The following is a 12,653-nucleotide window of genomic DNA, read 5'->3' as shown; positions in this document are numbered from 1 at the left end:
CGGCGGTGGTGGCGCGGGTCACGTGCACACCCAGCCCTGCTCCCGCCCCCGCCCCCGTCCCGGCCCCGTCGGGCCGACGGACGACCCGGGCCACCGCGCAGACTGGAGGGATCTTCCGTGAGCGACCCCGACGCCGGGCGCACCACCGTCACCCGGCGCGCCGCCGACCGGATCAAGGCGATGATCGCCGACGGGCGGGTCGGACCGGGGGAGCGCCTGCCCACCGAACGCGACCTGTCCGCGCAGCTCGGGGTGTCCCGCAGCTCCATGCGCGAGGCCATCCGCTCCCTGACCACGCTCGGCGTCCTGGAGTCCCGCCACGGTGCGGGCGTCTACGTCACCGCGCTGCGCCCCGCCGACCTGCTGGAGACCTTCTCCGTCCTGGCCGAGGTCTCCCAGGGGCACACCCTCCTGGAGGTCCTCCAGGTGCGGCGCATGCTCGAACCCGCCGCCACCGCCCTGGCCGCCGCGCGCGCCAGCGACGAGGACCTCGACCGCATCGGTGCCCTGCTGGAGCGGATCGAGGGCGGGGACGACACCTCCGGCGCCGACACCTCCGGCGCCGACACCGTCGCCGCCGACCTGGGCTTCCACCAGGCCATCGTGGCCAGCACCGGCAACGCCACCCTGGCCGCGGTCAACGACGGCCTGTCCTCGCGCACCTTCCACGCCCGCGTGTGGGCGGGGCACCGGGAGGCCGGGCTCACCGCCAAGCTGCGCGAGGACCACCTGCGCATCCACGAGGCCCTGGTGGCACGCGACCCCGACGCCGCCCGGGCCGCCGCGACCGTGCACGTCCTGCGCGTGGAGCGCTGGCTCAGCGCGGACCTGGGCGACTGAGCGTCACCGCTTCGCCGCGCCTCCCCGTTCCGCCGAGCCGACACGCCTCGGGCTCAGCCGGACCGCCGGGCTGCCGCGCCGCCGTTCCGCCGCGCCTCCCCGTTCCGCCGTGCCGACGCCCCCTCGGCTCAGCCGGACCGCCTGCCGCGGTCGCGGACCCTGTCGGCGAACTCCTCGGCCCGCAGCAGCCGCGCCAGGTCCTCGCGCCGGGCGGTCGGCGGGCGCTCCCCGGCGGCCTCGGGCGCCTGCTCGGGGATCTCCTGGCCCAGCTCCGCGTCGATGCCCAGGACGTCGTGGTCCTCGATCTCCTCGATCCGGTGGCCCTCCGGGAAGTACCGCAGGAAGTCGGCCACCGCGGAGTCCTGGTCCGCGGCCCCCACGTCCGTGTCCGCGTCCACGTCGTCGTAGCCGGGGTCCCAGGCCCCCGTGTCGAACTCGTCGAAGCCCTCGGTTGACTCTGTCACCGGCGTCCCCCTCACGCTCGGTTCCCCACTCCGATCATGCCCGCTCCGACCGGAGGACGCCAGGGGCTGATGCGAGGGGAGAGGCGGGTGTGAAACCGGGCGAGGTGACGCACGGTAGGCTTCTGCCGCGCTGTCCGATATGTGAACGGAGCCCCCTCTGTCGTGCGCGAGCGCGTTCGAGTCATCGTCGACGCCCCCTGGTTCCAGGCCTGCGTCATCACCCTCATCCTCGTCAACGCCGTCATCCTCGGTGCGGAGACCTCACCCCGGGTGACGGACTCCTACGGCCGCCTCCTGCGCGCCGTCGACCTGACCATCCTCGCCCTGTTCGTCCTGGAACTGGGGATGCGGATGTACGCCCACCGGCGGGAGTTCTTCCGCGACCCCTGGAGCTGGTTCGACCTGGTGATCGTCGGCATCGCGCTGCTGCCCGCCTCCGGCCCCTTCTCGGTGCTGCGGGTCCTGCGCGTGCTGCGGGTGCTGCGCCTGCTGTCGGTGATCCCGACCCTGCGCCACGTCGTCACCGGCCTGTTCCGGGCCCTGCCCGGCATGATGTCCATCCTGTTCCTGGTGATACTGCTGCTGTACGTGTCGGCGGTCATGGCCACCGAACTCTTCGCCGACGTCTCGCCGCAGTACTTCGCCGACCTGCCCGCGTCGCTGTTCACCCTGTTCCAGATCGCCACCGCGGACGGCTGGGGCACCATCGCCAAGGACGTGATGGAGCACAAGCCGATGGCGTGGGTGTTCTTCGTGGTCTTCGTGCTGGTGTCCACGCTGGTGGCGCTCAACCTGTTCATCGCCGTGGCCGTGGAGGCCCTGGAGAAGGACGACGAGGAGAGCGGCGGCGGTGGCGGGGGCGGCGGCTCCGCGGGCCGGAGGGGCGGGGGCTCCGACGACGGCGGCCCCGACGGGGGACAGGCCGTGATCCTGGCCGAGCTGCGGGCGCTGCGCGCGGAGGTGGCCGTGCTGCGGCGGGAGCGCGAGGAGGAGGCCAGCGGCCTGCGCTGAGCGGCGTGCCGGAACCGGTTCCGCGCCGCGCGCGAAAGTCCGCGACCGGGCCTGTGGACAACCCCCGCGGGCCCGGTTTTTCGTGAAAGGCTTGTCCTCGGAAGCACAGCCGCGCACCGCGGGCGGCGCGCGGACCGAGCACCCGCGCCGTGCCGCCGGAGCGCCGACCGACGAGGAGCCGCCGGATGTCTGCCAGTACACCTCTCCCGCGCGCTGAGGACACCGGAGAACGCGCCCGACCGGGCGTTCCCCTGGACCAGCGGGACGAGTGGACCGCGCTGCGCGAGCACCACGGGCGGTGGGGCTCCACCGACCTGCGCGAGCTGTTCGCCGACGACCCCGGCCGGGCCGAACGGTACACGCTCGACGTCGGCGACCTGCACGTGGACTACTCCAAGAACCTCGTCACCGACGAGACCCTGCGCCTGCTCGCCGACCTGGCCGGGGCCACCCGGGTCGCCGACCTGCGCGACGCCATGCTGGGCGGCGAGCACGTCAACCTCACCGAGGACCGCGCCGTCCTGCACACCGCCCTGCGCGCGCCGCGCGGGCAGGTGATCAGCACCGACGGCCGCGACGTCGTCCCCGAGGTCCAGGAGGTCCTGGACCGGATGGCGGAGTTCGCCGACCGGATCCGCGCCCGGGAGTGGCTCGGCCACACCGGCCAGCCGGTGCGCCGGATCGTCAACATCGGCATCGGCGGCTCCGACCTGGGGCCCGCCATGGCCTACGAGGCGCTGCGCCCCTACACCGACCGCGGACTGGAGTTCCGGTTCGTCTCCAACGTGGACGGCACCGACCTGCACGAGGCGCTGGTGGACGCCGACCCGGCCACGACGCTGTTCGTGGTCGCCTCCAAGACCTTCACCACGGTCGAGACCATCACCAACGCCACCGAGGCCCGCACCTGGCTGCTGGACGGGCTGGGCCTCAAGGGCGACGATGACGACGGCGCCATCGCCAGGCACTTCGCCGCCGTCTCCACCAACGGCGAGGCGGTGGCCGAGTTCGGCATCGACACCCGCAACATGTTCGGGTTCTGGGACTGGGTGGGCGGCCGCTACTCCTACGACTCCGCCATCGGCCTGTCCCTGATGGTGGCGGTGGGCCCCGAGCGGTTCCGGGAGATGCTCGCCGGGTTCCACCTGATGGACACCCACTTCGCGACGGCCCCCGTGGAGCGCAACCTGCCCTTCCTGCTGGGCCTGCTCGGCGTGTGGTACGGCAACTTCCACGACGCCCGGACCCACGCGGTGCTGCCCTACAGCCACCACATGTCCAAGTTCCCCGCCTACCTCCAGCAGCTCGACATGGAGTCCAACGGCAAGTCGGTGCAGCGCGACGGGCGCCCCGTCCACTGGCAGACCGGTCCGGTGGTGTGGGGCACCCCGGGCACCAACGGCCAGCACGCCTACTTCCAGCTGCTGCACCAGGGCACCCGGTTCGTGCCCGCCGACCTCCTCGGCTTCGCCAACCCGGCCCCCGACCTGCCCGAGCACCTGGTGCCCCAGCACGACCTGCTCATGGCCAACCTGTTCGCCCAGGGGCAGGCGCTGGCCTTCGGCCGCACCGCGGAGGAGGTCGCCGCCGAGGGCGTGTCCGCCGACCTGGTCCCGCACCGGACCTTCGAGGGCAACCGGCCCACGACGACCATCCTCGCCGACCGGCTCAGCCCGTCGGTGCTCGGGCAGCTGGTCGCCCTCTACGAGCACAAGGTGTTCGTCCAGGGCGCGGTGTGGAACATCAACTCCTTCGACCAGTGGGGTGTGCAGCTGGGCAAGGTGCTGGCCAAGCGGGTCGAGCCCGCCCTCACCGAGGGTGCCGACGTGCCCGGTCTGGACGCCTCCACCACCTCCCTGGTGCGGCGCTACCGTTCCATGCGCGGCAGGGACTGACCACGGCGGGGGGTGCGACCGGCGGGCCCTGCCGGTCGCACCCCCCGGGCCGACCACACGCTGATGCGGCCGGTGAGCCGATGCCGGGGAGTACCCGGCCCGGCCCCCGACGGCCGACCCTCCCGAGGTGCCAGGGGGAGGGGTGGGAGAACCCCTCCAGGTGCGCGGCGCCGCGCGGTGAAGCCGGTCAGCGCACCTGACCGGACACCCGCGTAATTCCGTTGCCCGCGCCGCCCCGGCGGGTTAGCCTGGGCGCAACATGCGCATGTGACATCGAGACCGACGACCGCCGAGCGCGCGGGGCTCGCCCACCGTGGCTGGAGCCGGATCCCCGCTCGGCGTGTACTGGCACTGTCCCCGGTGCGGTCTCGATGTCGACGACCTCCGTGTCGTCCCCGGACCGCGCCGCGCAGGCGCACCGGTCCCGCGCATCGAGGCCCACCCCGAAACGAAGGGTGGACCACCCCTATGACCCTCGGCAACACGACCGGCGCCGCCTCCGCACCGCACACCGCCCAGACCGGCCCGCCCCTGCTGCGCGCCCGCGACCTCGCCAGGGCCTACGGCGACCACGTGGTGTTCGACGGCGTGGACCTCGACGTCGCCCCCGGCCAGCGGCTCGGCCTGGTGGGGGAGAACGGCTCGGGCAAGTCCACCCTCCTTCGGCTGCTGGCCGGGGAGGAGGAACCCGACGCCGGGCGGGTGGAACGCCCCGCCGACACCGGATTCCTGTACCAGGAGCTGCCCCACGCCCCGGACACGACCCTGGCCCGGGTGATCGCCGAGGCCCTGGAACCGGCCCGGCGGGTGGAGCGGCGGCTGACCGCGAGCGCGGCCGCGCTGGACGGCGCGCCCGAGGACGCCGAAGCCCTGCGGGAGTACTCCGAGGCCCTGGCCGAGGCCGAACTGCTGGAGGTGTGGGACGCCGAGCGCCGGGCCGAACTGGTGGTCGCGGGACTGGGCCTGGACGGCATCGGTCCGGACCGGCCGGTGGGGCGGATGTCGGGCGGCCAGCGCGGACGCCTGGGCCTGGCGGCCCTGCTCATCCGCCGCCCGCGCGCCCTGCTGCTGGACGAGCCCACCAACCACCTCGACGACCAGGCGCTGGAGTTCCTGGAGGGGTACCTGCGCGGCCTGCCGGGAGTGGTGGTGCTGGCCAGCCACGACCGGGTGTTCCTGGACGCGGTGTGCACCGGCCTGCTCGACCTGGACCCGGCCGTGGACGGTCCCGTCTACTACGGCGGTGCCTACTCCTTCTACCTCAGGGAGAAACAGCTGGAGCGCGAACGCTGGGAGCAGCGCTACCGCGACGAGCAGGACGCCCTCAAGGGCCTGCGCGAGTCGGTGCGCACCACGTCCCGGCAGGTCTCGCACAACCGCGCCCCGAGGGACAACGACAAGATGGGCTACGACTTCCTGGGCGGGCGCGTGGACAAGCAGGTCTCGCGCCGGGTGCGCAACGCCCGGAACAGGCTGGAGGAGTTGGAGCGCGACCAGGTGCGCAAACCGCCCAGGCCGCTGGAGTTCAGCGCCTCGCTGACCCGCGACCCGGGCACGGCCGACGGCCACGCGATCACCGTGCGCGACCTGGTCGTGCCGGGCCGGCTGCGCCTGGACCGCCTGGACGTGCCCTCGGACGGGCGCCTGCTGGTCACCGGGCCCAACGGCGCGGGCAAGTCCACGCTGCTGTACGCCCTGGGGCACCGGCTGCGTCCGGAGTCGGGCCAGGTGCTGTGGCGGCGCGGGGCGGCGGTCGCCCTGCTGGAACAGGACGTGGTCTTCCCCGATCCCGAGCGGACCCCGCGTTCGCTCTATGACGGGCTGAACGGAACCCTGCCCGGCGCTCCCCGCCTGACCGACCTGGGCCTGGTCGCACCGCGCGACCTGGACCGGCCGGTGGGCAGGCTCAGCGTGGGGCAACGGCGACGCCTGGCACTGGCGATGCTGGTGGGACACGCCCCTGACGTGCTGCTGCTGGACGAGCCGACCAACCACCTGTCCCTGGCACTGGCCGAGGAGCTGGAGGAGGCGCTGGGCACCGCGCCCGGCGCGGTGGTGGTGGCCTCGCACGACCGGTGGCTGCGCCGCAACTGGGCCTGGTCGGAGCTGCGGCTGGCCGACGGCGCCGTGGCCGGGCAGGACACGGCCGGACCCGTGTAGCCCTTCCCCGGAGTGGCCGCCGAGGAGGGCGCCGCCGACCCCCGTCGGCCCCTCCTGCCGCTCCCGGGCCGCCCGCTCCGCGCGCGGCCCGGGAGCGGCGGACCGCTCCGGTCAAGACCGCGCCCGACGCCGCGCGGGGACACCGGCGCGGAGGCTGGAAACCCCCGCGCCACTCGTGCAAACTCTTCGTGTTCCCATAGCTACGAAAAGTCATGTCAACTGGCAGGGGTGCACATGTCCGTGCCGATGGACGCGCCCGAGTCCTCCCAGCACGCCGACCCCGAGGCGGCGGCCGCCGGAGGACGCGGGTCGGCGAACAGGTCCCTGCGCCAGATCGCCTGGCGGCGCTTCCGCAGGGACCGCCTCGGCATGGCCGGGGGCGTCGTCGTCATCCTGCTCATCCTGGTCGCGGTCTTCGCGCCCCTGCTCACCTCCTGGTTCGGCTACCCGCCCAACCAGTTCAACCAGGAGCTGATCGACCCGCTCACCGGCGGCGTCCTGCGCGACCCCGCCGACCCCTCCCTGGGGCTCGACCCCTGGGGCGGTATCAGCGCCGACCACCTGCTCGGCGTGGAACCCGTCAACGGGCGTGACCTGTTCAGCCGCATCGTCCACGGCGCCCGCACCTCCCTGCTGGTCGCCACGGTCGCCACCCTGGTCTGCGTGGTCATCGGCACCGTCCTGGGCATGGTCGCCGGGTACTTCGGCGGCTGGGTCGACACCGTCATCAGCCGGGCCATGGACATCTTCCTGGCCTTCCCGCTGCTGCTCTTCGCCATCGCCCTGGTCGGCGTCATCCCCGACGGCTCCTTCGGCCTGAGCGGCAACGGCCTGCGCATCGGCGTGCTGGTCTTCATCATCGGGTTCTTCAACTGGCCCTACATCGGCCGCATCGTGCGCGGACAGACCCTGACCCTCCGGGAGCGCGAGTTCGTGGAGGCCTCCCGCAGCCTCGGCGCGGGCAGCGCCCACATCGTCTTCCGCGAGATCCTGCCCAACCTCGTCACGCCGATCCTGGTCTACTCCACGCTGCTCATCCCCACCAACATCCTGTTCGAGGCGGCCCTGAGCTTCCTGGGCGTGGGCATCAACCCGCCCATGGCCACCTGGGGCGGCATGCTCGACAACGCCCTGCGCTTCTACACCGTCGCACCGCACTTCGTGCTCATCCCGGGGCTGGCCATCTTCGTCACCGTCCTGGCCTTCAACCTCTTCGGCGACGGGCTGCGCGACGCCTTCGACCCCCGCTCCTCCGACTGACGGGCCGCACCCGTCGCGTGTCCCGGGCCGGGCACCGGCCCCCGCCAGCCAATCCGACCAGGAGGCAAGCTTGACCACCGACCACCACACAGGCGCGGCGCCCTCGCGGCGCCGCGGACGCCGCCGGACGACCGCGACCCTGGCCGCGGGCACGGCCGCGGCGCTGCTGCTGGCCGCCTGCGGGGGCGCGGACGGAGGCGGGGGCGAAGGCGGCCCGGTCGACGCCGAGTTCAACCAGGGCGAGACCGAGGTGGTCAACCCCTCCGACCAGACCGGCGGCACCCTGCGCTACGCCATCTCCTCGGACTTCGACTCACCCGACCCCGGCAACACCTACTACGCGTTCGGCTGGAACTTCAGCCGCTACTACGCGCGCACCCTGCTCACCTACGTCGGGGCGCCCGGCGCGGAGGGCACCGAACTCCAGCCCGACCTGGCCGCGGAGATGCCCAGGCCCAACGAGGACCTCACCGAGTGGACGGTGCCCATCAAGCAGGGGCTGCGCTACGAGGACGGCTCCGAGATCACCGCGCCCGACATCGAGTACGCCATCGCGCGCGGCAACTTCGGCGCCCAGGCCCTGCCCAACGGCCCCAAGTACTTCCAGGACCTGCTGGCCGACAGCGACGACTACGAGGGCCCCTACGCCGACGAGGACGACCCGCTGGCCGGGTTCGACGGGATCGAGACCCCCGACGACCACACCCTGGTCTTCCACCTCAAGGACCCCTTCGCGGAGTTCCCGTACCTGCTCATCCAGCCGCAGACCGCGCCGGTCCCGCCCGAGGCCGACCGCGGTGAGCAGTACCAGAGCCGCGTCGTCTCCTCCGGGCCCTACAAGTTCGACGGCGAGTACCGGCCCGGCGTCTCCCTGAACCTGGTGCGCAACGACCAGTGGGACCCCGCCACCGACCCGACCCGCGAGGCGCTGCCGGACCGGGTCGAGGTGCAGCTGGGAGTGGACCAGAACGAGATCGACCAGCGCCTGGCCAGCGGCGACCTGGACGTGGACCTGGCCGGGGCCGGGGTGGGACCCGCCATGCGGGGCACCCTGCTCACCGACGAGGCGCGCAAGAACAGCGTGGACAACCCGCAGAGCAACACGCTGCGCTACGTCAACATCAGCACCGTCCTGGAACCCCTGGACGACCTGGCCTGCCGTGAGGCGGTCATGTACGCGGCCGACCGCGACGCCCTCCAGCGGGCCTGGGGCGGCGACACCGGCGGCGACATCGCCACCCAGATCATGCCCGCGTCGCTGCCGGGGGCCGATCCCGGCATCGACCTGTACCCCTCACAGGACAACCAGGGCGACCTGGACAAAGCCCGGCAGAAGCTGGAGGAGTGCGGCGAGCCCGACGGGTTCTCCACCTCCATCGGCGTCCGGGCCGACCGGCCCTCCGAGGTGAGCACCGCCGAGGCGCTCCAGCAGGCCCTGGCCAGGGTGGGCATCGAGACGCGGATCAAGCAGTACCCCTCGGACACCTACACCAACACCCAGGCCGGGTCGCCGTCCTTCGTGGAGGACAACGACCTGGGCCTGACCGTGTACGGGTGGGCCCCGGACTGGGCGAGCGGCTACGGCTTCATGAGCAAGATCCTGGACGGCGACGCCATCCAGGACGCGGGCAACGCCAACATCTCGGAGCTGGACGACGAGCGGATCAACGGCTGGTTCGACGAGGTCATCACCGTGCGGGACCCCGAGGAGCGCGCCTCGATCTACACCCGGATCGACCGGCGGGCGATGGAGCAGGCGGCGATCCTGCCCGCGGTGTTCGAGCGCACGGTGCTCTACCGGCCGCCGAACCTGACCAACGTGTACTACCACTCGGGCTACTCCATGTACGACTACATGGCGCTCGGCACCACCCGGGAGTGAGGAACAGCGGGTAGGGCCCCGTGCGGTGCGGGTCGGCAGGCGTCTTCTCCCCTCACCGGGGCAGGTCAGGGGCGGGACAGGGGGCCTGCCGACCCCGCCGGAGCCGGACCGGCGTCGGGGCTGTGGGCCCGCACGATAACACACGGCACTGAAATTTTGTCGGACGGCAACTTTCGCTTCCCGGACCGTGTGTCCGCAGAGTATGGCGGGTAGCGTGGCATACCGGGCGTCGTCTCCCCGCTGCCGGTAGCCCTTGCACCCCCCTGCGCGCTCTCTGCGCCAGCGGTGGAACGACGCTCTGCGGCACCCGCCCACGACCACGCGCGCACCGCGCGTACGTGAACGTGCTCGGTGGAGCCGCCCGCACGGCCCGGCACGGGCCGTGCGCCGCGACGCGTGGGGAGTGGAACACCAGTGCTTGCTTCGGGGACCAGCGACCGCGCTCCGCTGGAGGGCGACGGGGCCGGGCCGGTCGGCGGACGACGGGCCGGTGCGCTCCCGGCGCCCGCCGCGGTCGCCAGACTCCGCCGCGCCGCCCGCGAGCTGGGCAACATCCTGCACCCGGTCCGCCTCGTGGAGCAGGCGGTGCGCTTCCCGGTACCGGAGGCGGCCCAGATGTGCGCGCTCTTCCTCACCCAGCCCGACGGCTCGGTGCGCTGGACCGCGGCGTTCACCTCCGAGGGCGGCCGCCGCCGCGTCGGAACCGGTGAGGGCGTCTGGGACCGCGGCACGGTGGACGGCGCCGCCTGGCTGAACGAGGTCGTGGACGGGGCGCGCACGGTGGCCGAGCCCACCCCCGGCGACCCCGTCGAGAAGCTCCTCCTGGAACTGGCCGGGTACGGCGGCGCGCGGGGCGCGCTGTGCGCCGTGGCCGTCCCCGGCCTGTCCGGAACCGCGGGAGCGCTGCTGTTCCACCGCGCCCGGGGGTACTTCGACGCGGCGGACACCGAGGCGCTCACCGAGTACGCCGAGCGCGTGGGCTCGGCCCTGGGCGCCGCCCGCATGTACCAGTACCAGGCCCGCACCGCCTCCACCCTCAAGGCCGCGCTGGTCCCCGCACCCCTGCCCGGCGTCGCGCACGCCGTGCTGGGCGCGGCCTTCCGCTCCGCCGTCGAGGCCGAGCGCATCGGCGGCGACTTCTACCAGGTCAACGAGCTGGAGGAGGGCTTCGACTTCTCCTTCGGGGACGTGTGCGGCAAGGGCAACGACGCCGCCCTCCTGACCGGGATGATCCGCCAGTCCCTGGAGGCGCTGCGGCTGGTCGAACAGGATCCCCGGCGGCTACTGGAGCTGCTCAACGTCCTGCTGCTGCGCACCGATCCCGAGAAGTTCAGCACCATGCTCCTCGGACTCGCCAGCCCCCTGCCCGACGGCGGGCTGCGCGTCCGCGCCGCCGGGGGAGGCCATCCGCCCCCGCTCGTCGTGGGTGTGGACGGCACTGTCCGGGAGGTGTCCATCGGGGGCCTGTTCGTGGGCGCGGTGGAGGAGGCCGTCTTCCGGGAGACGGAGTTCACCCTGGCCCCCGGCGAGACGATGGTCGTCTTCAGCGACGGGGTCACCGAGGCGCGCAACCCCCTGCTGGGCGGGGAGATGCTCGGCGAGGAGCGCCTGGCCCGGCTGCTCTCCGAGTGCGGGGGCATGCCCGCCCCGGCCGTCTCGGACCGGATCGTCCAGGTGGTCGGGGACTGGCTCGACGGAGGGGAGCACGACGACATCACGGTGCTCACCGTGCAGGCCCGCGCCACGCGGGGAGGCGTCGCCGATGACCGCTGACCACGACATCCTGCCGGACGCGGTCGCGCCCGTGTCGCCCGCCGTCGTCGCCGACGACTTCTTCGCGCGCGTACGCGACCTCGACGACGCGGGGGCCCTGGCCGTGGTGCGGGAGGCGCTGGCGGCCGGAGTCGACCACGAGTCACTGGTCCTGGACGTGATCGCGGTGTCCCAGATGCGCGTGGGCATGATGTGGCAGGCCAACGAACTCTCGGTGGCCCGGGAGCACGCCGCCACCCACATCGGTGAACTCGCCCTGGGCCTGGTCCTCGAACACGGCCTGGCGCGTGTGGCCGGGGAACGCCCCCTGGGTTCGGTGGTGGTGGCCTGCGTCGAGGGGGAGTGGCACGGCCTGCCCGCGCGGCTGCTGGGGGACGTGCTGCGCCTGCGCGGCTGGAGGGTCACCTTCCTCGGGGCGAGCGTGCCAGCCCACCACCTGACCCTGCACCTTCAGGAGACCGCGCCCGACGTGGTGGCGCTGAGCTGTTCCCTGCCCTCGCACCTGGTCAACGCCCACGCCATGATCACCGCCGCCGCGCGCACCGGGGTGCCCGTCATCGCCGGGGGGCGCGGCTTCGGGCCGGACTCCTCCCTCGCGCTCCGGCTGGGCGCGAGCCTGTGGGCGGCCGACGCCCGCTCCGCCGCCGATCTGCTGGAGCGGCGCATGCCGTTGTCCTCCCTGCGGCCCAGGGAGGAGGCGCTGACCCCGGCCGCCGAGTACGCGAGCCTGGTGCAGCGCCGCCGCGACCTGGTGCGGACCGGTGTGGAGCACGCGCGGGCCCTCTACGAGGCCCGGGGCGCCAGCCTGGAGGGCGCGGACCTGGACCGGACGGTCGAGGACCTGGGGCACATCACGGACTTCCTGCTGACGTCGCTGTACGTGGGCGACGGTGCGGTCTTCACCCGTTTCCTGGCGTGGACCCGCGGTGTGCTGGAGGTGCGCGGGGTCCCGGCGGTGGGGGTGGCCCGCGTGCTGGAACTCCTCGAAGGGGAGTTGTTCGACTACCCCGAGACGTGCGCGGCGCTGCGCGAGGGGCGGGCCGTGCTCGGCTGAGGTGCCCGCCTGGGCGGGGCGGGCGCCCTTCGCCGCCGTACTAGCGCCACCAGGGTCACCAGTGCCGTACCAGCTCAGGGGGAGGTCGGGGGGTCGGGCTGGTTGAGGAGGGTGGCGATGTGTTCTTTGGGGTAGCGGCGTGCTCCGCCGGGGGTGCGGAAGGGTTTGAGGACGTTGTCCCATTCGCCTCGGTGGAGGCTGCGGGGACGGATGTTGAACAGGGCGGCGACTTCGCTGGGGGTGAGGACGTCGGGTCGGCCGTCGAGGAGGTAGCTGTAGTCGGGCATGAGGGGCTTTCCGTGTTCGATGTTCTT

10 protein-coding genes are annotated in these 12,653 nt (G+C 73.2%); 8 read left to right on the top strand and 2 right to left on the bottom strand.

All coding sequences use genetic code 11. The features are described from left to right. The first annotated feature begins 117 nt into the window (after positions 1–117). Positions 118–840 carry a FadR/GntR family transcriptional regulator gene (locus tag NDAS_RS12805; RefSeq protein ID WP_013153617.1) on the top strand — a complete coding sequence of 241 codons (723 nt, stop codon included), beginning with the start codon at positions 118–120 and terminating at the stop codon, positions 838–840. A gap of 128 nt (positions 841–968) precedes the next feature. Here the strand turns inward: NDAS_RS12805 and NDAS_RS12800 are convergent, their stop codons facing one another. Beyond that, the gene (locus NDAS_RS12800; protein WP_013153616.1) at positions 969–1,304 is read right to left on the bottom strand and encodes a hypothetical protein; all 336 of its coding nucleotides are present in this window, start codon (positions 1,302–1,304) and stop codon (positions 969–971) included. Between the two features lie 162 nt (positions 1,305–1,466). On the opposite strand from NDAS_RS12800, the gene NDAS_RS12795 reads away from it, so the two are divergent. The 7 genes from NDAS_RS12795 (at position 1,467) to NDAS_RS12765 (ending at position 12,339) form a co-directional block, all read left to right on the top strand. Beyond that, a complete protein-coding gene (locus tag NDAS_RS12795; RefSeq protein WP_013153615.1) occupies positions 1,467–2,315 on the top strand; it encodes an ion transporter in 849 nt (282 codons plus the stop codon). Positions 2,316–2,500: 185 nt separating this feature from the next. After that, positions 2,501–4,210, top strand: coding sequence for a glucose-6-phosphate isomerase (gene pgi / locus NDAS_RS12790; protein WP_013153614.1), 1,710 nt, complete (start codon positions 2,501–2,503; stop codon positions 4,208–4,210). A 468-nt stretch (positions 4,211–4,678) separates the two neighbouring features. Then, a complete protein-coding gene (locus NDAS_RS12785) occupies positions 4,679–6,370 on the top strand; it encodes an ABC-F family ATP-binding cassette domain-containing protein (RefSeq protein ID WP_013153613.1) in 1,692 nt (563 codons plus the stop codon). 234 nt (positions 6,371–6,604) lie between these two features. Then, positions 6,605–7,630, top strand: coding sequence for an ABC transporter permease (locus NDAS_RS12780; RefSeq protein ID WP_013153612.1), 1,026 nt, complete (start codon positions 6,605–6,607; stop codon positions 7,628–7,630). 70 nt (positions 7,631–7,700) lie between these two features. Further along, positions 7,701–9,512, top strand: coding sequence for an ABC transporter substrate-binding protein (locus tag NDAS_RS12775; RefSeq protein WP_013153611.1), 1,812 nt, complete (start codon positions 7,701–7,703; stop codon positions 9,510–9,512). Between the two features lie 414 nt (positions 9,513–9,926). Continuing rightward, positions 9,927–11,285 (top strand): PP2C family protein-serine/threonine phosphatase, encoded by a 1,359-nt coding sequence (locus NDAS_RS12770; RefSeq protein ID WP_013153610.1) that lies wholly within the window; start codon positions 9,927–9,929, stop codon positions 11,283–11,285. Further along, positions 11,275–12,339, top strand: a complete 1,065-nt coding sequence (locus NDAS_RS12765; protein ID WP_013153609.1) for a cobalamin B12-binding domain-containing protein — start codon at positions 11,275–11,277, stop codon at positions 12,337–12,339. The genes NDAS_RS12770 and NDAS_RS12765 overlap by 11 nt, the downstream gene beginning before the upstream one ends. A gap of 74 nt (positions 12,340–12,413) precedes the next feature. Here NDAS_RS12765 and NDAS_RS12760 read toward each other — a convergent pair whose 3' ends face one another. Then, a complete protein-coding gene (locus NDAS_RS12760; RefSeq protein ID WP_013153608.1) occupies positions 12,414–12,626 on the bottom strand; it encodes a helix-turn-helix domain-containing protein in 213 nt (70 codons plus the stop codon). Between the last annotated feature and the right edge of the window lie 27 nt (positions 12,627–12,653).

Origin of the sequence: Nocardiopsis dassonvillei subsp. dassonvillei DSM 43111 (assembly GCF_000092985.1) — a bacterium.
Classification (GTDB): Bacteria; Actinomycetota; Actinomycetes; order Streptosporangiales; family Streptosporangiaceae; genus Nocardiopsis; species Nocardiopsis dassonvillei.
Note: the sequence above shows the minus strand (reverse complement) of the source record. Positions and strands in the feature narration are given on the sequence as shown.